The organism is Pseudoalteromonas sp. 19-MNA-CIBAN-0066, from assembly GCF_040308705.1.
Classification (GTDB): Bacteria; Pseudomonadota; Gammaproteobacteria; order Enterobacterales; family Alteromonadaceae; genus Pseudoalteromonas; species Pseudoalteromonas nigrifaciens.
The window spans coordinates 1-24,925 of the sequence record NZ_JBEONZ010000026.1; the positions used below are offsets into that span (position 1 = coordinate 1).

Here is a 24,925-nt window from a genome sequence, read left to right on the forward strand (position 1 = left end):
AAAAAGAAAATGGCAGGGCTAGACGATGATTACCGCTCAACCCTGTTAGAGTCTGGGATTAAAATGCGCTAGCCGTGGCTTAAGGGGCACTATTAAACACTTTAATAGTGGCAGCTCTTTATTGCTGCGGTATACTTTATTAAGCCCAATATATAAAAAAACATATTTATGGTTAAAAAGCACACTCATAAGTAAATAACTAGTAACAAGAGCATAATAACCACGCAAACAAAATAATATTTTGCTTTTGGGGTTTAAGCTTTCGATTATGTCTTATATACTGGATTTGTTCCCTGGAGTGCTGGAGCTTGGTTAAGTCCCTGAGCCGATAAATTTTATACCAGGGTTTCTGTTCGTATACTATTGTGCAAGCTCGGCATGTACCGAGAAGCCTACGGTAAACCGCAGATTCCCGCCCTGAAACCTCAAGGTTTCAGGACTGACACCAACACCACACTTTGGGGAACACCTTCTTATTTTTATAATCCCTCTTATTATTTATTTGTCTTTTTTGTTATAACTTTCTAAATTATTTTTATAATCTTTGGCAAAAAGAAGCTGCAAGTAATTGCTTACTTACAGCTAAACTCTAAATGCTTACACTTATTTACTTAAACCAACCCTGAAAACGCTCCATGAGCATATAATTTACCGGTACTAGCAATAAAGTGATGAAGGTGGCGAATATAATTCCAAAGCCTAAGCTCACAGCCATAGGAATTAAAAATTGCGCTTGAGTCGCTTTTTCAAATAATAACGGCATTAATCCTATAAAAGTGGTTAAGCTAGTTAGCATAACTGGGCGAAAACGTGACGCGCCGGCAAGTTTAACTACCTCAATTAATTCAATCCCTTCTGTGCGTTTTTTATTAATATAGTCAACTAATACCAGCGAGTCATTAACCACTACGCCAATTAATGCTAGCATGCCAAGCAAGCTCATAATGGTTAATTCCATTCCCATGATCCAATGCCCTACTACAGCGCCTATCATGCCAAAGGGTATAACACTCATTACTATTAATGGCTGTAAATACGATTTAAACGGTATCGCTAATAGCGCATAAATAATAAAAAATACAAATACTAACGCCCAAGCAAGTGAACCAAACGACTCTCTTTGCTCTTTTGCTTCTCCTTCTAATGCATAATCAACTCCTGGGTATTGCTGCATTAGCTCATCCAAATACTGGGATAAATCAGCTTGGAGTATGGTCATGTTAGTGTTGCTTTTCTCTATATCGGCGGTCACATTTAAAGTACGGTAACGATCGATTCGATTGATAGTAGACGGGCTTTGCCCTGTAATTAAAATAGCCACATGCGATAAAGGCACTGAGCCACCGGCAGGTGTGTTTATGAGTATATTTTGTAAGTCGGCTACCGAGCGTCTTTCATCAATAGGCAAACGTACCATTACGCGCACATCGTCTCGCCCACGTTGGATCCTTTGTACTTGCGAGCCAAAAAACGAGTTACGCACTTGCCCTGCTACATTTACTCTATTTAAACCCAGCGCTAAGCCTTGCTCTGTAAGCTCTATTTGTAACTCTTCTTTACCATCAGACATACTATCGGCAATATCGAATACGGTTGGGTAGGTCGATAAACGCGTTTTAATATGATCTGCCACATCTTGTAAAACCTTTAACGATGTACCGCTAAGTTGTACATCTATTGGATCTGAACTACGACCAATTTCGGCTCTAAAGGTGAGGCTTTCAGCGCCGGGAATAACGCCAATTAATTCGCGCCATTCACTGGCAAGCTCGCGTGAGCCAATATCTGAATCACGTTTTTCAACTGGGGTAATTTCAAAGCGTACTGCGCCTGAGTTAGATACTCCGCCGCGCCCGCCCGTTGTTGCTAAAATATTTAAAATAACGCTTTCACCCGTATCAGGGTCACGGTATTTGTCTTGTAATTGCTGCGCTTTTTGCGACATATCGATCACGTACTTATTAGTTACTTCAAACGGTGTGCCAGCAGGTAGGGTTAAATTTACCCGTACGGTTTTACGGTTTCGCTGGGAATACGTGGAAAAAATACAAACTTAGTCCAACCACTGGTGATCATAGTTAAAATAATTAAAAATACGCCAACAAATAAGCTTACCGTTGCCAGTTTATGGCGCAGAGCTAAATTAAGAATAGGCTGATAATATTTTAAAATAGCGCTTTCAAAGCCATCAGCAAAACGTTGCTGTAGCAGATCAAATTTTGACTGCTTATCTTTTTGATGACGTAGTTTTATGTATTTTAAATGTGCAGGTAAAACAAATTTAGACTCAATTAAAGAAAATAATAATACCGGAATAACCACCACCGGAATTTGTGCAAATAATGCCCCGCGTGCACCTTCAATAAAGGCTAATGGCAAAAAGGCCGCTACCGTGGTTAATACACCAAAAGTCACTGGCGTTGCTACTTCTTGGGTACCTAATATGGCAGCTTGTTCGCCCGATTCGGCTGTTTTTAAATGGGTGTAAACGTTCTCTCCGGTGACTATGGCATCATCAACCACAATACCGAGTACTAAAATAAAACCAAACAAGCTCATTACATTAAGCGTTACGCCAAAAATAGGCATAGCAATAAATGCCCCCATGAACGACACCGGAATACCAATAAACACCCAAAATGCGATAGCTGGGCGTAAAAATAAGGTTAGCAGTGCCAGCACTAAAATACCGCCTTGTAAGGCGTTAGTGGTGAGCGTGGCAATACGGCTTTTAACTAGCTCTGAGTCGTCATCCCAATAACTTAATGCAAAACCTTGCGGCAATGAAGGTTGCTGGGCATTTATATAGGCTTTTACTTCATCGGCAACTGTAATTGCGCTTTGTGGGCCTATTCGGTATACGTCGATAAAAGCGGCTTGTTTACCGTTAAAGCGAGTGCGCACTGGGGTTTCTTCAAAATCGTCATTAATTGTGGCTATATCACCTAAGCGAATAATAGTACCGTCGCTGTGGTTTTTAACCACTATGCTGGCAAATTCGTCCTTTCGGTATGCTTGCCCTTTTGAGCTAATAAGTACATCGCCACCTTGGGTTTTTAAGTTACCTGCAGAAATGTCTGAGCTTGAGTTGGCAACCGCATTAGAAATTTGCGACAGTGTTAAGTCATATTGGCGCAAGGTATCTTGGCTTACTTCAATAGCCAGTTCGTAGTCGCGCACGCCACTTAACTCAACCTGCGTTACACTGGGTAAACGTAATATTTGATCGCGTACTTGCTCTGCATACTCGCGAGTTTCTTTTTCGCCATAATCACTAGATACAGTTACCGCTATAACCTCTCGTTTTCGCTCAGCTAAAGCAACGATGGGTTTTTCAGCATCCCCAGGAAAGGTATTAATAGCATCAACACGGCTTTTTATATCAGCGAGCAACTCTCGAGGATCGTAGCCGCTTTCCACTTCAACAGTGACAGAGCCCGAACCTTCAGATGAGCGGCTAAATATTTGCTTTATACCCTCTAAATCTTGTACAGACTCCTCTATACGTATAGTGACACCTTGCTCAACATCCTCTGGCGTCGCGCCACGTAAACTAACCCGAATGCTGATCATATCGGTTTCAAAAGAAGGAAACACTTCTATCGGTATTTTCGTCGATAAACTAAACAGCCCCGACAGCAACAAAGTTACTAACAATAAATTGGCAGCAACATGGTTTTTGGTAAACCAAGCAATCATGGCTTATCTCCTTGCTTTGCTGCGCGACGTTTTTTTACTAGCTCTGCAACACTAATGCCTTGCTCTTTTGCTTGTTGTGCTAATTGCTCTGCTGTTGGGCGTTGCTTCATACTTTGTGGTTTAGTCGCTTTATTATCTTCGCCTAAAATATTCACTTGTGTACCCGAACTAACTTGCCCCAGTGGCGTAATAACAAGTTTATCACCTGCTTTTAAGCCGGTTTTTATCATTGCAAAAGCGGCATTTTGCCATGCAAGCGTTATATCTTTACGCTTTAATACTCCCTGCTCAACAATATAAACGTAAGACCCCTGATAAATAGTGCTATTTGCAATAATAAGTGCATCAGAAACTGTTTTTCCGGTGATCTGCGCTTTAACGTATTGCCCTATTTTTATTGGGTATTGATTACTTTGTGTTGCTTTATAAGGGTCATTAATTTTAGCAACCACGTAGAGTTGCTGTGCACTTTCATCAATAGCACCTTCGGTACGCGCCAACTGCCCTTGCCATGTTTGCTCACCAACTAAATCAGAGCTAAATTTAATCACGGATCCGGCCTGGTTTTTAGCACCGTCGCGGTACTGCTCAGGTAAATTAATAAAAGGTAGGTCTTTGTTTTTTATTGGCAACCGAATCTCTACGCTGTCTATTGCGTAAATAGTAGCGAGCTGAGTATTGTTGCTAACAACTTGGCCTAAATCTACATTACGACTAAGTACTCGTCCTGCAAAAGGCGCTATTATTTGGGTACGTTCTAAGTTTAACTTAGCTTTTTCAAGTGTTGCTTGCGCCGATAATACTTGTGCTTGTGCTGCAGCTAATTGTGGCTCACGTAGCACCAAGCTACTTGCAGGTTTATCATTACCTAAACGCTGCCAATCTGTAATAGCCTGCTGCCCGCGGGCTTGTTCTTCTAAAAGGCCTTGCTTTGCTGTTAATAAGTTAGCCTGTGCCGATTTAACCTCTGCTTGATAGTCTCTATCGTCGAGTTGGATTAGTAGCGCACCTTTTTTAAAAAAACCACCTTCTCTAAAGTCATCACTTATATTTATAATTAAACCCGATGCTTGAGCAACTAATAAGCTTTGTGTACGTGGTTTTACTGTGCCGTAGCTGTCTACCATCACTTGATAATTTTGCGGCTGCAACATTTGAACTGCTACGTTAATTGATGCTTTTGGTGGTGCACCAAAGCGATTAGCTTCTGGCGGGTTACCTTTAATAAACATGACGATTAAAATAGTGGCAATAATAACCGCGATTGGAATAATAATTTTTGCTGTTTTAGTTTTCATTGCTATTACTCTGTAGTTCGGTTGAAGTGTTTGCAAAATCGCCACCAAGGGCAAGGTGTAAATTAACTCGGTTTGCTATCAATTGATTTTTAATACTAATTAAGGAGCTTTGAGCATCGAACGAGCGTCCTTGTGCATCAAGCACTGTAGTGTAGCTAACCAAGCCACTTTGATATTGCTCAAACGATAATTGCTCGGCAGCAAGGGCATTTTCTTGTGCTTCTAGCGTGCTTGTATATTGCGCTTTAAGTGATTGCTGTAGCGTAATCGCATTTTCTACGTCGCTAAAAGCATCGTAAAGTGTTTGTAAATACTGCTGCTCTTGTTTTTGGCTATTTAAACGCGCAATTTCTTCATTCGCTTTTAACCGGCCGCCATTAAAAATAGGCGCTGAAATACTGCCAAGTAATGACCATGCTAGGCTAGATGGCGAAAACAAATCACTTACTCTATCAGTAGTATCACTTAAACTTGCCGTTAAATTTAAACTTGGAAAACGTTGTTTATGGGCATAAGCCAAGTTTGCATCACTTGCTAAAAGCTGATACCAATTTGCACGTAATGTTGGCTTTCGGGTAATTAACTCTGAGGGTAAACCTAGTGGAATGTCGGTATTGATAACTGGTAGGTCATTATTTGCCGAGATAATTCCTTTTGGATAATCTCCCAATAAACGCTCAAGTACTCTTGCTGTAGTTAATAAGCTAGCTTGCTGAGTAGCAATACGTGAACGCTCATTATTTAGCTCGTTGCGAGCTAAATAAACATCGAGAGCTTCGTTTAATCCTTGACGATAACCTGACTCTATAATATCAAGATTTTGCAAAGCATTGGCTTCTCGGCGCTTATATAAATCAAGTAATTGCTTTGCGGTTACTACATCAAACCAGCCCTTTACTACATCGGCAACTAGCTGTTGTTTGGCTTGTTCAAAGCGCGCCTGTTGCGCTAAGTAGTTTAAATTAGCTTGGCGATTAGAATCTGACAGCTTGCCCCATAAATCAACTTCGTAACCTAAATTCAAGCTCACTGAACTTGCATTATTATAACTAATTGGGCGGTTATTTTTACTGCGGCTAGTACGCGCAGATAAGTCCAGAGTTGGCCACAACGCAGCGCCCGACACAATTAACTGCTGCTTTTGGATCGCCACATCGTAACTACTTTGTAAAAGCTGCTGGTTATTTTTAAGTGCCTGCTCCACAAATTGATTTAACTGTGGATTTTGTAATTGTGTAAGCCATTGCTGTTGTACGTGTAATACCGGCGCAGAGGTTTTTTGTTGCCATTGCTGCGGTACATTACTGGGTGCTTGTTCGCGCTGCTGTGAATTTATATTGCTCGCACAGCCGCTGAGCAGCACAATACTGAGTGCCAATAAAGTTGGCTGGTATTGTTGCCAAATCATAATTAAACCTGAATTACTGCTATTTATAATGTAATTCAAGCACTTTGAACTAAAACGCTCAACTTACTTTACATAACATTACATAATTAGCCATAAACTATCGGATAACTATTTATACTCTATTTCGACATTAATGATCATTAAGAAAGTTGAAAGTAACTATAAGTGGTTTGTATCACTAAGGGGGTTGCTAAGTAGTATACTGATAAGCTTAAAATTAGTCTGGAACAATTTTAAGCTGTATGGGATGCAGGGAAAAATAATCTTTATAAACAAAAAAACCTCACAAATGTGAGGTTTTTTAATAAATGGTGCCTCGACGCGGAATCGAACCACGGACACGAGGATTTTCAATCCTCTGCTCTACCGACTGAGCTATCGAGGCACATAAACTGTGCGAGTTAACTAAATATTCTAAGCTAACTTTTTACTAAACTGATTTAGTAAATAAATGGTGCCGACTAACCGAGTCGAGCGAGTAACTTGAACAGACTACTGATTACAGCTTTCTTTTCAAATTACATTATAAATGGTGCCGACTAACCGAGCCGACGGGTAACTTGAACAGACTACTGATTACAGCTTTCTTTCCAAATTACATTATAAATGGTGCCGACTAACCGAGTCGAACGGTTGACCTACTGATTACAAGTCAGTTGCTCTACCAGCTGAGCTAAGTCGGCACACAAAACTGTGTGCTAAGGCACTTTATCAATTTTAAAGATTGATAACTTTTAATAAATGGTGCCTCGACGCGGAATCGAACCACGGACACGAGGATTTTCAATCCTCTGCTCTACCGACTGAGCTATCGAGGCACATAAACTGTGCAAGTTAACTAAATTTTCTAAGCTAACTTTTTACTAAACTGATTTAGTAAATAAATAGTGCCGACTAACGAAGTCGACGGGTAACTTGAACAGACTACTGATTACAGCTTTCTTTTCAAATTACATTATAAATGGTGCCGACTAACCGAGTCGAACGGTTGACCTACTGATTACAAGTCAGTTGCTCTACCAGCTGAGCTAAGTCGGCACACAAAACCGTGTGCTAAGGCACGCATAATACCGTTTAATATCTTTGATTTCAAACACTATTATTTAATAATGGTGCCCAGACGCGGAATCGAACCACGGACACGAGGATTTTCAATCCTCTGCTCTACCGACTGAGCTATCTGGGCAATACTCGGTTTTAATAAAACCCTTCACAAGGATTTTCAATACAATTCCCACTGAGCTCTACCGACTGAGCTATCTGGGCGTGCGGCGTATTAAACGAGTTTTGCTGTTACAAGTCAACTTTTTTTTCATTCTTTATAACTGTTTGCACGGTTTTTATGCAACTCGGGTCTTTTTTAATTAACACTGCTCATTTATACTACAAACAAGTGAAAAGTAGCACCATAATTTTAATCTAAACTATGCTAAAGTTGCGGCGAGTTATTTTTACTTGTTTTGTTTATCCCAAAGTACGGTAAAGGCTTACCGTGTTATTAATATACCAATTAGGAAAAATCCATGCAGAGTAAGTTCTCTTCAGTGATAAAAGGTTTGTTACCTCTTTTTTTATTAAGTAATATAATTATAACCACACTGTTTATAATTGCCATCTCACTTTATTCTCAAAGTGAGATGGATACTAAAAAAAGTACACCGCTTATTGACATCACTTCACTGGCTAACAAGCTAGAAGCTCCTCTAGTCGACGCTTTAACTATTTACGGGCAAGGTAAAGTACAAGAGCTGCTTGAGCTTACCTCTGTATTTAGTGACAACTTTGAATACACGCTATATCGCTTTAGCGCTACATCACAAACGGAGCTGGTATATAGTACTAACAAACCTGCAATTGCTGCTATTAAACTTAACGAGCATTTAGTTGATCAAGGTATTTTACATAAAGTTTTAACGCTTAACGATCAACCTATTGGCGAGCTTATTTTAAAACAAAAAAAATCCCCTCCCACTTTAACTAAACAGACGTCATTATTGAGCGCCTATTTTATGGCTTGTATAGCGGTTATTACATTATTTGTATTAGCATTGCTATTAAACCAATATATTAATAACCGTTTACGTAAGAGTACGGGCTTGCTTAGCGAAGAATTACAGGCTGTAACTGATAGCAGTAATTTTAACAGCACTGTAAATGAACAGTTAGGTAATGGCTTAAATGTGATCGCACTAAATATTAATTTTTTATTGAAAAAAGTACAAGCAGCTTTATCTGAGAATGAAAAAACTCGAAAAGAATTACAAAAACTGCAAAACAATCTTGAAATTGAAGTGCAAACTCGAACCCTTGCACTTGAAAAAGAAACTTTAAATGCGCAAAAAGCAAGTGAAGCTAAAACCACCTTTTTAGCAACTATGAGTCATGAAATTAGAACCCCTATGAATGGCGTTATAGGGACTATAGATTTACTGCGCCAAACAAATTTAGACGGTTCACAATATCGTCTTAGTACCATTATTCGTGAATCTGCTTTTTCTTTACTGAGTATTTTGGACGATATTTTAGATTTTTCTAAAATTGAAGCAGGCAAACTAAATATTGACCCTATCCCGTTTTCTGTAACCGATACGATTGAAGAAGTGGTGCGCGTGCTTTCTTCTATAGCTAAACACCGCGATCTAGATTTAAACTTATCAATTGCTCCTGATATCCCTATTAATCTTATTGGTGATAACACTCGAGTACGCCAGATACTATATAACCTATGCAGCAATGCGATTAAGTTTACCAGTACGAGTGAATCGCATAAGGGGCAAGTTAATATCTCTGTAGAGGTGGCTCACAACACAGCAGAACACTTCACTTTACGTTTTTGTGTAACCGATAATGGTAAAGGCATGAGCCAAGCGCAATTAAGAGAAATATTTAATCCGTTTATTCAAGCGGAAAGCTCAATAACCAGAGAATACGGTGGAACCGGCCTTGGCTTGTCAATTTGTAAAAGTTTAACCGAGTTAATGTTAGGTACTATATCGGTTAATAGTAATATTGGTATAGGCAGTGAGTTCACTGTAGAACTGCCATTTAGTACCTCAGGAAAAATTAAGTTCGCACATAAAAATAGCTTAGATGGCAGGCATATTGTTGTAGTAAGCAATAATGTTGACCGTGAAAAAGTAATCTATCGTTACTTATCATTTATGGGCGCTAAAATAACCTATGTGCATAACGAGCAAGAAATTGAGTCTCTGCACGATGCTAAAGATATCATTTGGGTTGTTGATGGTATTGATAATATGGACAGCATAAATGCATTTTTAAGGCGTTTACTTTACTCTTTAGAGGATAATAATCAGCAGGTTGTCGTTTTAAGCAAGCTAGATGATGCCGCTATTAATCATAAAAATATTTTTTATATTAACGCAACGCCATTATGTAAGTCTAACTTTATGCTATCAATACTTGTAGCTGCAGGTTTACATCAGCCTAAGCACATTAAAAAAACCATAGCATACGACAACTATTTAACTACAGAGCAAGCTTTAGCCGCTAACAAGCTTATTTTACTAGTTGAAGACAACCTTTTGAATCAGCAAGTTATAACTGATCAACTGCACATCTTAGGTTACGGTGTTGAAGTAGCTAATAACGGTGAGGAAGGGATTAATATGTGGCGAAAAGGTAACTATTCGCTCATTTTAACCGATTTACATATGCCGATAATGTCGGGCTACGATATGGTCGAAAAAATCCGCAATGAGGCCGAAATGCTAGGTTCGGTTATTTCACAGCCTTATATAATAGCCGTGACAGCCAACTCTTTAAAAGGTGAAAAAGAACGCTGTTTAGCTGTTGGTATTAACGACTTTATTACTAAGCCTGTTGAGCTTAACGTTTTAGAAAATACACTAATACGCTGGAATGAAAAAAACAATCACAAGAGCATAGACATACCACATCAAAAGCCAGCAATGCCAATAGATATGGATTCAGTAGCTAAATACATTAATGGCGATGACGCGAAGAAAATACGTTTCTTTAAAATGTATTTAGAGCAAAGCCAAGAGCTAATAAAGTCGATTAACTTTGGTGTTATGCAAAGCAACGTTAATGACATTCTTGAGGGGTGTCATCAGTTAAAGTCTATATCTAAAACCATTGGGGCGCATCGCGTCGCTGAACTGGCCGTCGTGTTTGAAGAGCAATGTAAAACAGATGAACTAAACAGCGATAAGTTAATTGATTTAAGAGATCAATTAGAAATTGAATATTCTAAAGCTGCTCAATTTTTAAAAGAGCAAATTAAAAGTGCCGAGCAGCAAGAACAACCGAATTAATTTAGGTATAAAAAAAGGGCTATTTAGCCCTTTTTTTATACCACATAACAATTACTTTTCTGGTGGTTTGTAGCCTTCAATTTCTACTTCTTTGTTTTCAAACAAAAAACCAACCATTTGCTGTTCTAAAAAGCTACGATGCTCTGGGTCCATCATATTTAAATGCTTTTCGTTAATCAGCATTGTTTGCTTGTGCTGCCACTGCGCCCAAGCCTCTTTAGAGATATTGTTAAAGATTTTTTCGCCTATTTCGCCAGGATATAATTGAAATCCAAGCCCTTCAGCTTCTTTTTGTAACTTTTGACAAAATACTGTACGTGCCATAATTAATTCTCTTTAGCGATAGTTATAAACAAGTCTAACCTATTGGTGCAATTTGTTTAACCAACTTTTTAGTTGGTGCTGCTAAACCCACCTCAATTGACTGATCTAGTAGGTACCAAACTAATTGTCGATCGTTAATTACATCTGGAATTTGTACTACATTTAGCACATGTGGATTAATAGTAAGTTCAAAGTGCGAAAATATATGGGTAAAGGGTTCAAGCGCCACTAAGTCAGCTGTTAGCCCTTGCTGCGCTATAAACACCTCTAGTTCGCTCAATTCATTAAACTCAAAAAAGCCAAACAACCCGCCCCATATTCCTGAGTTAGGCCGTTTTTCCATGAGCACTTTTTCATCATGTTTAATAATTAACTGATGGCAGCTTTTTTTCGGCACTGTTTTTTTAGGTTTTGAGTGTGGGAATGTTTTTACCTGCTGCGTTTTAAATGCACCACAGCGGCTACTTAACGGACATGCAGGGCAGTCAAAACGACTACGCGAACATAAGCTCGAGCCTAAATCCATCATAGCTTGATTAAACTCGGTTACGTTATTTTTAGGCGTTAGCTGCTCGCTCAAATGCCAAAGTTGGCTTTCGACTTTTTTAACACCATACCAGCCTTCAACCATAAAAAAACGGGCTAATACTCGTTTAACATTACCATCGAGTATGGGGTGATGCTGCCCAAGTGAAAGTGATAACACTGCACCGGCTGTAGAGCGCCCTATTCCGGGTAAATCAATAACCTCTTCAAGCGTTGTAGGAAACTGCCCCTGATACTTGTCACGAACTATTTTAGCTGTTTTATGTAAGTTACGTGCCCTTGCGTAATACCCTAAACCAGTCCAGTGATGCAGCACCTGATCTTCATTGGCGTTAGCTAAAGCAATAATATCGGGAAAGCTTTGCATAAACCTTTCAAAATAAGGGATAACGGTCACTACTTGAGTTTGTTGTAACATCACTTCAGACACCCATACTTTATAGGGTGTTTTTGCTAACTGCCACGGCAGCGTTTTTCTACCATGAAGGTGATACCAATCAACCACTTGGTTAGAAAACCAATCTGACTGCTGTTTATTTAAATCCAAAATAGTTTACTTTTTACGTATGCTCAATGGCGGCTCAGTTTATTGCAGTTAGTGAAAAGATCAAGCTATAGCGCCTCTATACACCTAGTAAAATCAGCTAGAGCTTGTTATCCATGGCTTGGTCAGGGATAATACGCAACCATTTTTTAAACCAGTTATTTTTGTCAGGCCAATAATATGAGTGAATCAAGTAACACTAATCTTGAGCAAGCAAAGCAAGAAGGTAAGTATATCCGCACTATTCGTAGTTTTGTAAAGCGCGAAGGTCGTTTAACCAAAGGCCAAGCTGCCGCTATCGAAAAATGCTGGCCAATAATGGGCTTAGAGCATAAAAATGGCATGCTTGATTTAAGCGAAGTTTTTGGCAATAACAATGATGTAGTGCTAGAAATTGGTTTTGGTATGGGCAAATCACTGGTTGAAATGGCAAAAAATGCCCCGCATTTAAACTTTATTGGCATAGAAGTACACCGCCCAGGCGTTGGTGCTTGTTTAATGGATGCTGATGAAGCGGGTATTACTAATCTGCGTATTTTTGAACACGATGCGGTTGAAGTTTTAGCCGATTGTATAGCAGATGAAAGTTTAACAACCTTACAATTGTTTTTCCCTGACCCTTGGCATAAAAAGCGTCACCATAAACGCCGTATTGTACAAGGCGAGTTTGTTGAAAAATTACGTTCACAGTTAAAAATGGGCGGTGTTTTTCATATGGCTACCGACTGGGAAAATTATGCTGAGCATATGCTTGAAGTAATGCAAGCTGCGCCTGGCTTTAAAAACCAGTCAGCAACAAACGACTACGTACCACGCCCTGATTTACGCCCGTTAACCAAGTTTGAGCAACGCGGCCATCGTTTAGGTCATGGTGTGTGGGACTTAATGTTTGAACGCACTAAGTAATCTGTATTTCGGATAATAAATATCTTAACCAACATTTAGGTTAAGTACATAACTCTGTAAATTATATAATCTGTAAGGTAAAGCCATTTATGAGCGTATTAACCAATCCAAGCCTACTGTTACTTCGCAATAGCGAAAAGTTAGTTGGGAAATCTATATTGGTGGTCAACTTTGTTCAAGATGGCTTTTTAGCCGAGCTTAAAAAGCGCAACCCTGAGAGTAAAATAACCGCCTTTAGCTACAATCATGCTAATGGCGAATTTGCCAAAAACACACCCGGCGTTGATGTATGTGTAAACCACTGTATTAGCGGTAACGACTTTGATTTAGTGATTCTTTACTATCCAAAATCAAAACCTGAAGTTCTTATGGCGCTTGATAATATACGCGCAGTAATTACAGCAGATGCTGAGTTACTGGTGGTTGGCGAAAATAAGAGTGGTGTTAAATCAATAGAAAAACAGCTTACTGATAAAGCTAATTTTAGTAATAAAATAGACTCAGCAAAGCACTGTGTTTTATATTCATTTGCAGAGCTTAAACAACTTAGTCAGTTTAATATTAGCGATTATCATAAGCCATTTACGGTCAGTGTGGCCGATAGCGAATTTACCGCTATCAGTATTCCTGGGGTATTTAATCACGGTAATTTAGATGTTGGCACTAAAATATTGCTTGAAAACGCTCCGCTTATTAAGCAAGGTACTGTGCTCGATTTTGGTTGTGGCGCTGGCTTAATTGCAACTTATTTAGGGCTGCAAAATCCGGCATTGAGCTTTGTTTGTAGTGATGTGAGCGCATTGGCAATCTATGCAACAACGCAAACCCTTAAGCTTAATAACATTAAAGGCGAAGCCCTCTTAAGTGATGGACTTACTAACATTACAGGTAAGTTCGATCTTATTATTAGTAACCCACCTTTTCATACCGGTATTGCAACCGACTACACAGTGGCTGAAACCTTTTTAGCCAATGCTAAACAGCACCTAACTAAAGCAGGTAAGTTAAATATTGTTGCTAATAGCTTTTTAAAATACCCGCCAATTTTAGAAGCACAATTTGATAACTATCAAACCGTGTTTAAAAATAATAAGTTTGCCGTTTACAGCAGTTAATAATGCTCATGTTTGAGCACCTCACGTGCTCAAACTTATTTATAAAATTAATTACCCTCCTGAATTTTACCGCTTAGCAATAATAGTCAAAATATTGAGGGGAATAGTAAAATCAAGTATTTGACCTTTTTATAACAAATAAATAAGGATAAGGTACGAGAACTATTTCAAGCCGTCTATCTGCTGGCAAACCTGTTAAGTAATATCCAAGTAAACTCTGAGCGTAAGACAGCTTTTATAGTCAAAGTAAAAACGACACTCACCAACAACACCACAGCTTAAACAACGTACTGATTAATTATAAGCATGCTCTTGAATTTTAACTTTATGACCTCATTAATAGAGCATTCGTTATTCAACTATATTATTTAGTGAATTAACTGCTTAAAGTTAAATATTTTCTGAACTTTAATGCTTTTAAGATATCACATACATTGATGAAAGGTTGGAAAGTGATATAATTTCGTTTTGAATTAGTCTGATTATTTTAAGTATCTTTACCTGATTGATGGATGTATCAATTACTAAAGGGAAATGGCTTTGACTTTAATAATTCAAAATATGCATCCAATTTTAAAGATCAATTAAACAGTAGCTTTACTCTATACCTTTTAAGTAGGCTGTGCGGATCCTGCTGTTTTTCTCTAATTGTTTTTACTTGTTAACAATTAGATATAATCCTATACTCTTTTAGTAATCGGTTTATAAAACTATACCGGTTTTTTTTATAAATAAAACACACCAAAAGGTTAATTAAAAATGCAAACGCCAGTCATTCTGATAGTAGAGGATGAAGACGTAACTAGACTAAACCTCGTTAGTTTATTTGAAGCTGAAGGTTACAAAGTTATTGAAGCCATTGATGGCGATGACATGCATGATAAGCTTACAAATAATGACGACGTCAATCTTGTAGTTATGGATATCAATCTACCGGGTAAAAACGGGCTAATTTTAGCACGTGAGTTACGCCAAAAACGCAAAGTCGGTCTTATTTTCTTAACAGGCCGTGACAATGATGTAGATCGTATTTTAGGCCTAGAAATTGGTGCTGATGACTATATTACTAAACCGTTTAATCCTCGCGAATTAACTATTCGTGCGCGTAATTTAATTACTCGTACTGCCCTAGGTGGTGAAGAGTCTGCACTTGAAACAAATGGTGTAATTACGTTTAACGGTTGGGAACTTGACGAAAACAGTCGCTGTCTTACTTCTCCAGGTGGAGACGCAAAACGTCTACCTAAAGGCGAATACAGAGCACTGCGTTTAATGCTTGACTCTCCAGGTCGTATTTTTAGCCGTGAGCAATTAATTAAACACATGACTGGCCGTGAGCTACGTGCAAACGATAGAACAGTTGATGTTACAATTCGTCGTATTCGTAAGCACTTTGAAAGCGACAACTCAACAACTGAGTTGATCAGCACCATTCATGGTGAAGGTTATCGCTTCATTGGTAAAATCGACAGCTAATTAGTTACCCTAATTGCTGTAAGAATAAATGAAGGGCATGTTGTCCTTCATTTATTTTGTCTGCTAAAACATCTAACCACTGCTTTAATACCTCGTCAGATTCATCCAGCGCACCATACTCCATTACTTTTGCATGCAATTGCACATCATTTAAGCCTACAGATCCCGCAGCACCTTTAAGCTTATGTGCAACTGATTTATATTCTTCTCTGTCGCCTGAGTTTAACGAGGTAAGTAACTCTTGCTGATACTGGGGGTTGAGTTTTTCAAATAACTGACTACTGCGTTTAAACACCACCAAACCCATTGAGTTTACAAAGTCTTCTATAGTTTCAACATCAAGTAAATGTGCATTAATGTCAGCAAGCGCTGCTGCACTTACTTTTAATTGTGGCCCATTACTTCTTGTTTGTTTTATACCAAATAAATCAGCTAATATTTTATCTAGTTTTACCGTATTGATAGGCTTAGCGAGCGCTCCTTGGATTGAAATCCCCTCTAGCTCTTGCTCTGCACTGCGCACATTTGCGGTAAGCGCTACAATAGGTAATTTATCAAAATGGCTATCGGCTCTTATTTGCCTTGCTACTTCATCACCGTTTATATCGGGTAACTGCATATCAAGTAAGATCAAATCTAAATCGTCTTCAGTTTCTACAAAAGACAATGCATCTTCGCCGGTCTCAGCCCAAATAACTTCATGACCACGCTGTTCAAGTAAGTTAGTCGCAATTTCGGCATTTAACGGCACATCTTCTACTAACAGTATATTTAAGCTGCGTCCTACATAACTATTCTCAGTGGGTGCGCTACATAAAATTAACGGTATTTCTACTATAAAGCAGCTCCCCTCGCCTTCGGTACTATTAACCGAAATAATCCCCTGCATTGCATCAACTAAGGCTTTGGTTACTGCTAAGCCAATGCCAGAACCAATAGCATTGGTGCCTTTAAGATCTGGCGCTTTATAATACATATCAAAAATACGAGAGAGCTGTTCGGCTGGTATGCCTTCTCCGGTGTCTGATATTTTCATGGTAAGCCAAGGGCCATCATCTCGATTTTCACGAATACAGGTGAGGGTTACACTGCCCTTATGAGTAAATTTAACCGCATTATTTATTAAGTTCCAAACAACTTGGCGAAGTCGGGTTGGATCTAGTTGCGCATAAATATCTAGCATGCCTAAGCGTTTAATATCAAAAGAAAGATCTTTTTGTTCAGCAATTAGGCCTGCAAAGTTAACCACATCGTTAATAAAGTCTGATACGTTTATAGCATTAGTTGCAATATCTAACTGCTCTCTGTCTATTTTGTCTAAATCTATAATGTCGTTAAATATATTACCTAGTGTTTCGGCACTCGAAAACACCGTATTACACCAACTACGCTGCTGTTTATTAAGCTCTGTATCTAGCAACATACGTGTTAAACCAACAATGCCATTAAGTGGTGTACGCAACTCATGGCTCAAAGTGGCAATAAATTTACCTTTATCTTTGTAGGCTGTTTCAAGTGCTTCTGCAGCCTCTTTACGACTCGTAATATCACGGCCAAATGCAAGTAAACCTATGTACTTACCTTTATCATTAATAAACGGCAATTTACGTAATTCAAACCAACGCGTTTCGCCGCCCACATCGTATTGAACATCTATAGTTAATGCTTGATGAGTTTGCTCTACCTGTTTATCGGTTTTTAAAACTTCAGATAAAAATTGATTAGGAAATATTTGTTCAGCACTCTTACCGATTAATTCGTCACTGGTTTTACCCATTACTTCTTCAAACATTTTATTACAGCCAGCAAACACACCGTTGTTGTCGCGGTAATAAAATAAATCGGGGGAGGAGTCTACTATTGAGCGCTGTAGCATACTTTGCTGGGCAAGCTCTTGTTGTGTTTTTTTACGCTCAGCAATTTCTTTTCTTAGCTCTTCTATTGCCCGGTGCTTGGCATGAAACGCCATTTTACGCTCATCAATTTCTACATTTAAGCGATTTATATTATCTTTTAATGTTTGATTGAGTAGCTTTTCTTGTTTTGTCGCACTGTCTAAATATGCATAGGAGGCATCTAGTTGCCTGATTGAATTTATTAGCACGCTTATAACCAGAGGCGATACCACAGAGGTAAAAAATACCACTGCTAATATATCAACAAGATTAACTTCTCCAACGGCAACATAATAAAACATACTTGATAAAACAAGCGAAACTGCCAATAACAAAGCATAGCAAATGGCTGCAGTTTTAAACTCACCAAACCGAGTTATTAAACTAGAAAGAACTCGAGCCCAAGGGCTCAAAGAGGAATCGGTCATATATCAGTGTGTCTCTTAGCTTAATTACAAAAAGGTTTAAATTGCATGTTATGGTTAATTTTAGCATTTTCTATCAGCTATTTTCAGGTTGTGCGATAAAAACTCTAATATTTATTGTTTGAATCATTAGCTGGCTACAACTCATCATTCCAGCAATAAATTATTTAGTGTAAAATGCGGCGCTTTATTATTGCTAATAACGAGTAACACACCATGCAAACTAATATGCCCGATATAGCTAACACGGCTCCCGCCTTACAAACTGGTACATTAGACTGGGTGGGAATGGGTGAAATTGAACTGCCATTTATTTTTGAGTCGCATGGCATAACGCCAGTTACTGTTAATGCTAAAGCCCGCGCTTTTGTAAACTTACACAAAGAAGATGCAAAAGGCATTCATATGTCGCGCTTATTTTTAGCGCTCGACACGCTCTCTACTGAGCAGCAAGTTAATCCTCAAACATTAGCTCAAGCGCTCGATTTTTTTATTAGTAGCCACGAAGGCTTAAGTGATAAAGCACTTATAGAATTTAAGTTTGAATTACCACTGCGCCGTAAATCGTTATTAAGCGGCAAGGCTGGCTGGAAAAGTTACCCCGTTATATTAACCAGCACAATTGAACAAGGTGTTATTAATTACGAGCTAAGTGTTGATGTAACCTATTCATCAACTTGCCCATGTTCAGCGGCACTTGCGCGTCAGCTGATACAAAATGCATTTGCCGAAAAATTCAGTCAAGAAACCCTCAGTCAAAAAGAAGCACTAGAATGGCTAGGTACTACGCAAGGTATTGTAGCCACCCCACACTCGCAGCGCTCAATTGCTAATGTAAAAGTAAAGCTCGACAGTAATATTACTCAATTTGACGTAGTTAATTTAATTAACACGATTGAAGATGAATTAAAAACGCCAGTACAAGCGGCAGTGAAACGTGAAGATGAACAAGAGTTTGCCCGCCTAAATGGTCAAAATTTAATGTTTTGTGAAGATGCTGCTCGTAAAATTAAAGCGCTACTAGAAACACAGCAATACTGTGATTACTGGTTACAAATAAATCATTACGAATCGCTGCATGCGCACGACGCACTCGCTATTGCAGTTAAAGGCGTTGCTGGCGGTTATAGAGCTTAAGTTCTTATTTTGCAGTATTCAATATCCATACGGAAACATACTACTTAACCAACTAATTTAGGCACGTTAATTGCTTTACTTAAGCAGTGTCAATTTGTTGTTATGGAGTTACCGTATGGAATTCGCTTTATTATCAATTTTAGTATTAGTTGTTGGGGCCTCTGTTGTTGCGTCAAAGTTTAACGATGATGGCGGAAACCCTTATCCTTTTACCCGCAAGCAAAATGTATTTACTCAAGTAGAAAGTGCTTTTTTAAATTTATTAGAACGCGCAGTGGGCGATCAGTATAAAATTGTTAGTCGTGTAAAACTAATCGACGTGATTGATTGCAAACAAGGTTTATCGGCAAAGTCTAAGCGTGCAGCAATGGCTAAAGCTAAAAATAAACAGCTTGATTTTGTGCTAGTCGATAAAGAAAAAATGACCATAGTGGCAGCCGTAGACTTAGTAAACAATGCCAATAAAGATGGCCATAAAGCACAACGCGACTGGTTTGTTAATGGCGCATTAGAGGCCGCTGGCATCCCGCATATTCGTATGAAAGTAAAATCAGGCTATCGCCCAAGTGAAGTACGCGACGCTATTATGTTTAAACTCGGCAAACCTGCGGCTACGCAAACAGCTCGCCCTATTCGTACCCGAGTTCAAAAACCAGCGGTACTATCACCTTCTCAAGCTAAAGCGCACTCTACAGCACTAGCCGAAATTTAACGTAAATAACATAATAAAAAGCGAGCAAAGTAAAACTGCTCGCTTTTTTGTTTTTTAGCGCTAACTTCACGTATAATCAGCGCATTCAAACTCAGGAACTTAACACTATGAATGTTGGTATTATTGGCGCAATGGAGCCAGAAGTTAAAATTTTGCGCGAAGCAATGCAAAATCCACAAACTTTAACTAAAGCTGGTTTTACTTTTTATACCGGTGAATTAGCAGGTAACACAGTAACATTGGTTCAATCTGGTATTGGTAAAGTAGCATCAACTATTGCAACTACATTACTTATTGACAACTTCGCCCCTGATTGCGTAATTAACACCGGCTCTGCCGGCGGCTTTGATCCGTCATTAAATGTGGGCGATGTAGTTATTTCGTCAGAAGTTCGTCATCATGATGTTGATGTAACTGCCTTTGGTTACGAAATAGGTCAAGTACCACAAATGCCAGCAGGTTTTGCAGCACACCCTAAATTAGTGGCTGCCGCAGAGCAAACTATTGCGCAAATTAGTGACGTAAAAACCTTAGTTGGTTTAATTTGTACCGGCGACATATTTATGTGTGACCCAATACGTATTGAAAAAGCCCGTAGCGACTTTCCTACAATGCTTGCAGTAGAAATGGAAGGGGCATCAATTGCGCAAACCTGTCATACACTTAATACACCGTTTGTGGTTATTCGCTCGATGTCAGATATTGCCGGCAAAGAGTCGCCGCAGTCGTTTGAAGAATACCTAGAAACAGCATCAATCAATTCGTCTAAAATGGTAGTGGCGTTACTTGAAAAGCTAACGGCAGTTTCACTGTAAATGCTCAGCAATATGGTTCAAAATCACTTGGACTTTATTGTATTTATAATGGCGCTCCTTGCTGAGCGCTTTTTACCACTTGTTAGTTGGTATCATCCTAACACCGCTTTAACGGCTATTTTTAGCGCTATTGGTAAGCGTATTTATAAAGCAGCAGAACCCAATAGCTATCAATATTTAGCCGCAGCCCTTGCCAGTACACTTATTTTAAGTGTGGTACTTATTATTATTGTATTACTACTGGAATTTGCATTTTACCCTGAATTACTCGCCGGGCTTATTTTATATTTATGCCTTGAGAGTAAAGCTATTGATAAAAAAGCACTACGTATTGCTAAGCTTACCAAACAAAACCAAAAATCTGCCGCCCGTGAGCTATTAAAGCCATTAGTAGCCCGAGATGTTATTAAACTCTCTGGTGCAGGCATAATTAAAGCCTTAATAGAGAGCCTAATATTACGTACTGCAAGATATTACTTTGTGGTGATATTTGTTTTTTTAGTACTTGGCCCTATTGCAGCGCTTGCCTATCGATTACTTACTTTAATTGAGCAGGCATGGCGCAGTAACATTAAACCCAACAGCCCTTTTTTAAAGCCGCTTAAAATTACCTTGTTTATTATTGAATTTATTCCTATGCGCTTATTGGCACTGACTATTGCAGCCAGTAAAGCGAGCAAGCTAAGCATGCATTATATAAAGCATTATGGCAGGCACTTTTATCAAACTAATACTGGGTGGCTTTTAAGCACTTGCTCTGCATCATTAGGCGTACAACTAGGCGGGCCTGCAGTGTATTTTGGCGAACGTTTTAACAAAATGCGTATTGGTACCGAACGCCTCCCTATTGCTGAGGACGTGCCGGTTACTATTAATAGACTAAATCAAGCGCGGGTATTTTGGTTACTGGTCGTTGTTTGCATAGAAATACTTAAAAACATTTAGCTAAGGGCGAGTTACACACCTATTATTAAAAATACAAAAAATATAAGCACAAAAAAACCAGCCGTGGCTGGTTTTTAGCGTTTTACCGTTTAGCTTTACGCTACAGTAATATTTGCAAACTTACGCTTACCTACTTGGTAAATAGCCGTACTGCCTTTTGCTATTTCAAGTTTAGTGTCTGTAATTTTATCTTCGCCGTTGAGCTTAACTGCACCTTGCTTAATCATGCGCATTGCTTCTGATGTACTAGCAACTAAGTTAGCTTCTTTAAGCAAGTTAGCAATTAAAATACTGTCTTGCTCAATGGTTACTGTTAGTTCAGGTATTTCATCCGGCAGAGCTTTTTTCTGAAAGCGCTGAATAAAGTCATCATGAGCTGCTTGTGCATCGGCTTCACTATGAAAGCGCGCAATAAGCTCTTTTGCTAACTCAATTTTAATATCACGAGGATTTGTACCTTGCTCTACACGCTCTTTTTGCGCGTTAATACCAGCAATCGACAGCCCGCTTAATAAGTCGTAGTAACGCCACATTAGCACATCACTAATCGACATTATTTTACCAAACATATCGTTAGGCGCATCGGTAATACCTATATAGTTACCCAACGATTTAGACATTTTTTGCACCCCATCGGTGCCCTCTAATAACGGCGTCATTATTACTGTTTGTGGTTTTTGGCCTTCGTCTTTTTGTAGCTCACGACCCATTAGCAGGTTAAAGCGCTGATCAGTACCACCGAGCTCTACATCAGCCTCAAGTGCAACCGAGTCCCAACCTTGTACTAACGGATATAGAAACTCATGAATAGCAATAGACTGGCCACTAGCGTAACGCTTTTTAAAATCATCACGCTCTAACATACGCGCAACGGTTTGGCGTGCTGCAAGTTTGATCATTCCAGCTGCGCCTAAATTTTCCATCCAGGTAGAATTAAATGCGACCGTGGTTTTTGCCGGATCAAGAATTTTAAATACTTGCTCTTTATAAGTCTCAGCATTAGCAAGCACGTCTTCGCGAGTAAGCGGCTTACGCGTTACGTTTTTACCTGTTGGGTCGCCAATCATACCGGTAAAGTCACCAATTAAAAATACAACCTCATGACCTAAGTCCTGAAAGGTTTTCATTTTATTAATAAGTACCGTGTGACCTAAGTGTAAATCAGGCGCGGTTGGATCAAAGCCCGCTTTAATTTTTAGTTTTTTTCCAGATTTTAATTTTTCAACTAACTCATCTTCAATTAATATCTCTTCTGTACCGCGTTTTATCTCTGCAAGAGCGGTTTGTAAATCCACTGTGTGTTACTCCAAAAAATTCTGTTAACGAAGGGGTTAATTATTAATATGCTCGCGGCTTATTACTAGATAAGTAGCACTTTTAGAGTCAATAAACCTATGTAACTAAGATAGCAAATTATTACCTAATTAAAACAACTTTTTAAACGATAGCGTCACTAAATAAGGCAAAGCGGCATAAGTTGCATAAACGAGTAAAGATAACTGTTTGCAACACTTTAAAAACAGCACAAACAGCTGCAGCTTTGGTTTTTAAATTACTAACGTGATGATGCATCATTGTTTTATTATTTTGCTCAAAAATACCGCGGTTTAGCCCTAGTTCTAGATTAATAAAACACCTAGATCATAAGCTGCTTTAATACTAAGATGCCTATAAGCCCTGTGATTTTAGCTTAATTTAGCATTAGTTTAAATCTACAAAATACTAGTATTCGTACATTATTCGTTATATCCTGCAAGATAATCTATTAATTTTCTTGACAGCAGAAAAAGGCACGTTATGGTTCACGTGGTTCACACGCTCCCCAAAAAACACAAATTGCTTATTTTAGGCTTAGTTTCTGCTATTGCTGGCTTAGCTTTTCTCCCTTCTGAAAAAGCCACTGCATCCAAAGACAATAGTGAAAACACGCTAGAAATTGGCAAGCGCTATGAGTTACAAGTTAAAGTTGATGACAACGAAAAATTAACTGCGTTAAACTCAGAGCAAGCAGCAGACAAGCTGCCAGAATACGACTTTGTTGATCACCAAGTAAAAAATGGAGATAACTTAGCTATTATTTTTAAACGTGCTGGCTTTTCAGCTCAAACGTTACATAAATTAATTAACACTAACGCAGAAACTCGCAAACTTACTAAAATTCACCCGGGTGAAACACTGAGTTTTGCCACTGCAAAAGATGGCGATTTAGCACAGCTGCGTTACGTTATTTCAAAAACAGACACTTTATTTGTTACCTTAAACGATGAAGGGCAATACGACACTTCAATCGATAGTAAAGAAATAGAAACGCTAACTAAAACAGTAGGCGGCGAAATTTCTAGTAGCTTTTGGACTTCAGCAATAGCTGCAGGTTTAAGCGAGCGCCAAATAATGAACTTTGCCGATATATTTGGTTGGGATGTAGATTTTGCTAACGATATTCGCAAAGGCGATGGGTTTGGTTTAATTTATGAATCTCACTATGTAGATGGTGAATTTATTGGTACTGGTAAAATTATTGCTGCGGAATTTGTTAACCAAGGCCAGCGCTATGCTGCAATTCGCCACACTGACGGTAGTTTTTATACTCCTGAAGGGCGCAGCATGAAAAAAGCATTTTTACGTGCACCGGTTAGTTTTAAATATATAAGCTCAAGCTTTAACCCGCGACGTTTGCACCCAGTAACGGGGCAAGTTAGAGCGCATCGCGGTATAGACTTTGCGGCGCGCACTGGCACGCCGGTAGTTGCCTCAGGTAATGGTAAAGTTATTAAATCGGGTTACAGTAAATATAATGGTAACTATGTATTTATTAGCCATGGCACACAGTACGTAACTAAGTACTTGCACCTTAATAAACGCCTAGTAAAAACAGGGCAAAAAATTAAGCAAGGTGAGCAACTCGGTACTGTTGGGTCTACTGGTCGTGTGACCGGTGCCCACTTACACTATGAATTTTTAGTTAATGGTGTTCATCGTAATCCTAAAACCGTTAAATTGCCTAAGTCAGAGCCGCTGCCACGTGCAGAGCTTGCCAAGTTTAAGCCTATTGCTGATAACTTTATTGCCCAGTTAGAGCGCAACCGCGAACTACAGTTAGCACTTAAGTAACATTAAATCATTATTAAAAAAGCCTTTGCTAGGTAACTTGCAAAGGCTTTTTTGTACCTATAATTTTTTTGCCTATGAATAATAGACTGACACACTAATTCATTAATACATAAATTAGCTGTACCACTAACGATACCATTACCAGTGGCCATATATACTTACTGTATTTTTTAGCCCCATCTAAGCCTATTTTACTTTGATACTTTTCTAATAACGGAATTAATATTAACAATGCGACAAACAAGCTAATTAAAATAACGAATATATTCAT

Annotated in this window: 16 protein-coding genes, 5 tRNA genes, 1 other RNA gene and 1 pseudogene; 10 read left to right on the plus strand and 13 right to left on the minus strand. The window is 38.8% G+C overall.

Annotation, left to right across the window (positions count from 1 at the left end; translation table 11 throughout):
• Nucleotides 1-287 precede the first annotated feature (287 nt).
• Nucleotides 288-469: non-coding RNA, 6S RNA (gene ssrS, locus AAEZ18_RS13740), on the plus strand.
• Between the two features lie 138 nt (nt 470-607).
• On the opposite strand, the pseudogene AAEZ18_RS13745 reads toward ssrS, so the two are convergent.
• The 8 genes and pseudogenes from AAEZ18_RS13745 to AAEZ18_RS13780 form a co-directional block, all read right to left on the minus strand.
• A pseudogene (locus AAEZ18_RS13745) lies at nt 608-3,699 on the minus strand (efflux RND transporter permease subunit).
• Nucleotides 3,696-4,997: an efflux RND transporter periplasmic adaptor subunit gene (locus tag AAEZ18_RS13750; protein WP_339683725.1), complete on the minus strand. Its 1,302-nt coding sequence runs from the start codon at nt 4,995-4,997 to the stop codon at nt 3,696-3,698. Before AAEZ18_RS13750 ends, AAEZ18_RS13745 begins: the two are co-directional and overlap by 4 nt.
• Nucleotides 4,987-6,405, minus strand: coding sequence for an efflux transporter outer membrane subunit (locus AAEZ18_RS13755; protein WP_350595033.1), 1,419 nt, complete (start codon nt 6,403-6,405; stop codon nt 4,987-4,989). The genes AAEZ18_RS13750 and AAEZ18_RS13755 overlap by 11 nt, the downstream gene beginning before the upstream one ends.
• A 309-nt stretch (nt 6,406-6,714) precedes the next feature.
• Nucleotides 6,715-6,790, minus strand: a tRNA-Phe gene (locus AAEZ18_RS13760).
• Nucleotides 6,791-7,012: 222 nt separating this feature from the next.
• Nucleotides 7,013-7,088, minus strand: a tRNA-Thr gene (locus AAEZ18_RS13765).
• A 59-nt stretch (nt 7,089-7,147) separates the two neighbouring features.
• A tRNA-Phe gene (locus AAEZ18_RS13770) sits at nt 7,148-7,223 on the minus strand.
• Between the two features lie 144 nt (nt 7,224-7,367).
• Nucleotides 7,368-7,443 (minus strand) — tRNA-Thr (locus AAEZ18_RS13775).
• A gap of 72 nt (nt 7,444-7,515) precedes the next feature.
• Nucleotides 7,516-7,591: transfer RNA gene (locus tag AAEZ18_RS13780), tRNA-Phe, on the minus strand.
• Between the two features lie 337 nt (nt 7,592-7,928).
• Between AAEZ18_RS13780 and AAEZ18_RS13785 the strand changes: the two genes are divergently transcribed.
• Complete coding sequence (locus tag AAEZ18_RS13785) at nt 7,929-10,703, plus strand: hybrid sensor histidine kinase/response regulator (RefSeq protein ID WP_350595031.1); 2,775 nt, start codon at nt 7,929-7,931, stop codon at nt 10,701-10,703.
• A gap of 51 nt (nt 10,704-10,754) precedes the next feature.
• Here AAEZ18_RS13785 and AAEZ18_RS13790 read toward each other — a convergent pair whose 3' ends face one another.
• Both AAEZ18_RS13790 and mutY read right to left on the minus strand, forming a co-directional pair.
• The gene (locus tag AAEZ18_RS13790; RefSeq protein ID WP_011327256.1) at nt 10,755-11,027 is read right to left on the minus strand and encodes an oxidative damage protection protein; all 273 of its coding nucleotides are present in this window, start codon (nt 11,025-11,027) and stop codon (nt 10,755-10,757) included.
• Nucleotides 11,028-11,061: 34 nt separating this feature from the next.
• The gene (mutY, locus tag AAEZ18_RS13795; RefSeq protein ID WP_350595034.1) at nt 11,062-12,123 is read right to left on the minus strand and encodes an A/G-specific adenine glycosylase; all 1,062 of its coding nucleotides are present in this window, start codon (nt 12,121-12,123) and stop codon (nt 11,062-11,064) included.
• 174 nt (nt 12,124-12,297) lie between these two features.
• On the opposite strand from mutY, the gene trmB reads away from it, so the two are divergent.
• The 3 genes from trmB (at nt 12,298) to arcA (ending at nt 15,614) form a co-directional block, all read left to right on the plus strand.
• Nucleotides 12,298-13,023 carry a tRNA (guanosine(46)-N7)-methyltransferase TrmB gene (gene trmB / locus AAEZ18_RS13800; RefSeq protein ID WP_089367781.1) on the plus strand — a complete coding sequence of 242 codons (726 nt, stop codon included), beginning with the start codon at nt 12,298-12,300 and terminating at the stop codon, nt 13,021-13,023.
• Nucleotides 13,024-13,112: 89 nt separating this feature from the next.
• Nucleotides 13,113-14,138 carry a methyltransferase gene (locus tag AAEZ18_RS13805; RefSeq protein WP_011327253.1) on the plus strand — a complete coding sequence of 342 codons (1,026 nt, stop codon included), beginning with the start codon at nt 13,113-13,115 and terminating at the stop codon, nt 14,136-14,138.
• A gap of 759 nt (nt 14,139-14,897) precedes the next feature.
• Nucleotides 14,898-15,614, plus strand: a complete 717-nt coding sequence (gene arcA / locus AAEZ18_RS13810; protein WP_011327252.1) for a two-component system response regulator ArcA — start codon at nt 14,898-14,900, stop codon at nt 15,612-15,614.
• A gap of 4 nt (nt 15,615-15,618) precedes the next feature.
• Here the strand turns inward: arcA and arcB are convergent, their stop codons facing one another.
• Nucleotides 15,619-17,937 (minus strand): aerobic respiration two-component sensor histidine kinase ArcB, encoded by a 2,319-nt coding sequence (gene arcB / locus AAEZ18_RS13815; RefSeq protein ID WP_350595029.1) that lies wholly within the window; start codon nt 17,935-17,937, stop codon nt 15,619-15,621.
• A gap of 213 nt (nt 17,938-18,150) precedes the next feature.
• On the opposite strand from arcB, the gene folE2 reads away from it, so the two are divergent.
• From folE2 to AAEZ18_RS13835, 4 genes are all read left to right on the plus strand, one after another.
• Nucleotides 18,151-19,071, plus strand: a complete 921-nt coding sequence (folE2, locus tag AAEZ18_RS13820; RefSeq protein ID WP_197182834.1) for a GTP cyclohydrolase FolE2 — start codon at nt 18,151-18,153, stop codon at nt 19,069-19,071.
• Between the two features lie 115 nt (nt 19,072-19,186).
• Nucleotides 19,187-19,783 (plus strand): DUF2726 domain-containing protein, encoded by a 597-nt coding sequence (locus AAEZ18_RS13825; RefSeq protein WP_011327249.1) that lies wholly within the window; start codon nt 19,187-19,189, stop codon nt 19,781-19,783.
• A 107-nt stretch (nt 19,784-19,890) separates the two neighbouring features.
• The gene (gene mtnN, locus AAEZ18_RS13830; protein ID WP_011327248.1) at nt 19,891-20,598 is read left to right on the plus strand and encodes a 5'-methylthioadenosine/S-adenosylhomocysteine nucleosidase; all 708 of its coding nucleotides are present in this window, start codon (nt 19,891-19,893) and stop codon (nt 20,596-20,598) included.
• Complete coding sequence (locus tag AAEZ18_RS13835) at nt 20,599-21,543, plus strand: cobalamin biosynthesis protein CobD/CbiB (RefSeq protein ID WP_350595027.1); 945 nt, start codon at nt 20,599-20,601, stop codon at nt 21,541-21,543.
• A 95-nt stretch (nt 21,544-21,638) separates the two neighbouring features.
• Here the strand turns inward: AAEZ18_RS13835 and tyrS are convergent, their stop codons facing one another.
• Nucleotides 21,639-22,838 carry a tyrosine--tRNA ligase gene (gene tyrS / locus AAEZ18_RS13840; protein ID WP_011327246.1) on the minus strand — a complete coding sequence of 400 codons (1,200 nt, stop codon included), beginning with the start codon at nt 22,836-22,838 and terminating at the stop codon, nt 21,639-21,641.
• A 502-nt stretch (nt 22,839-23,340) separates the two neighbouring features.
• On the opposite strand from tyrS, the gene AAEZ18_RS13845 reads away from it, so the two are divergent.
• A complete protein-coding gene (locus AAEZ18_RS13845) occupies nt 23,341-24,654 on the plus strand; it encodes a peptidoglycan DD-metalloendopeptidase family protein (RefSeq protein ID WP_011327245.1) in 1,314 nt (437 codons plus the stop codon).
• A gap of 94 nt (nt 24,655-24,748) precedes the next feature.
• Here the strand turns inward: AAEZ18_RS13845 and AAEZ18_RS13850 are convergent, their stop codons facing one another.
• On the minus strand, nt 24,749-24,925 hold the full coding sequence (locus AAEZ18_RS13850) for a hypothetical protein (RefSeq protein WP_011327244.1): 177 nt from the start codon (nt 24,923-24,925) through the stop codon (nt 24,749-24,751).

What these genes read in the sequence shown, in the direction of transcription:
- AAEZ18_RS13750 (WP_339683725.1), bottom strand. Translation starts at nt 4,997, where the DNA reads ATGAAAACTAAAACAGCAAAAATTATTATTCCAATCGCGGTTATTATT.
- AAEZ18_RS13755 (WP_350595033.1), bottom strand. Translation starts at nt 6,405, where the DNA reads ATGATTTGGCAACAATACCAGCCAACTTTATTGGCACTCAGTATTGTG.
- AAEZ18_RS13785 (WP_350595031.1), top strand. Translation starts at nt 7,929, where the DNA reads ATGCAGAGTAAGTTCTCTTCAGTGATAAAAGGTTTGTTACCTCTTTTT.
- AAEZ18_RS13790 (WP_011327256.1), bottom strand. Translation starts at nt 11,027, where the DNA reads ATGGCACGTACAGTATTTTGTCAAAAGTTACAAAAAGAAGCTGAAGGG.
- trmB (WP_089367781.1), top strand. Translation starts at nt 12,298, where the DNA reads ATGAGTGAATCAAGTAACACTAATCTTGAGCAAGCAAAGCAAGAAGGT.
- AAEZ18_RS13805 (WP_011327253.1), top strand. Translation starts at nt 13,113, where the DNA reads ATGAGCGTATTAACCAATCCAAGCCTACTGTTACTTCGCAATAGCGAA.
- arcA (WP_011327252.1), top strand. Translation starts at nt 14,898, where the DNA reads ATGCAAACGCCAGTCATTCTGATAGTAGAGGATGAAGACGTAACTAGA.
- arcB (WP_350595029.1), bottom strand. Translation starts at nt 17,937, where the DNA reads ATGACCGATTCCTCTTTGAGCCCTTGGGCTCGAGTTCTTTCTAGTTTA.
- folE2 (WP_197182834.1), top strand. Translation starts at nt 18,151, where the DNA reads ATGCAAACTAATATGCCCGATATAGCTAACACGGCTCCCGCCTTACAA.
- AAEZ18_RS13825 (WP_011327249.1), top strand. Translation starts at nt 19,187, where the DNA reads ATGGAATTCGCTTTATTATCAATTTTAGTATTAGTTGTTGGGGCCTCT.
- mtnN (WP_011327248.1), top strand. Translation starts at nt 19,891, where the DNA reads ATGAATGTTGGTATTATTGGCGCAATGGAGCCAGAAGTTAAAATTTTG.
- AAEZ18_RS13835 (WP_350595027.1), top strand. Translation starts at nt 20,599, where the DNA reads ATGCTCAGCAATATGGTTCAAAATCACTTGGACTTTATTGTATTTATA.
- AAEZ18_RS13845 (WP_011327245.1), top strand. Translation starts at nt 23,341, where the DNA reads ATGGTTCACGTGGTTCACACGCTCCCCAAAAAACACAAATTGCTTATT.
- AAEZ18_RS13850 (WP_011327244.1), bottom strand. Translation starts at nt 24,925, where the DNA reads ATGAATATATTCGTTATTTTAATTAGCTTGTTTGTCGCATTGTTAATA.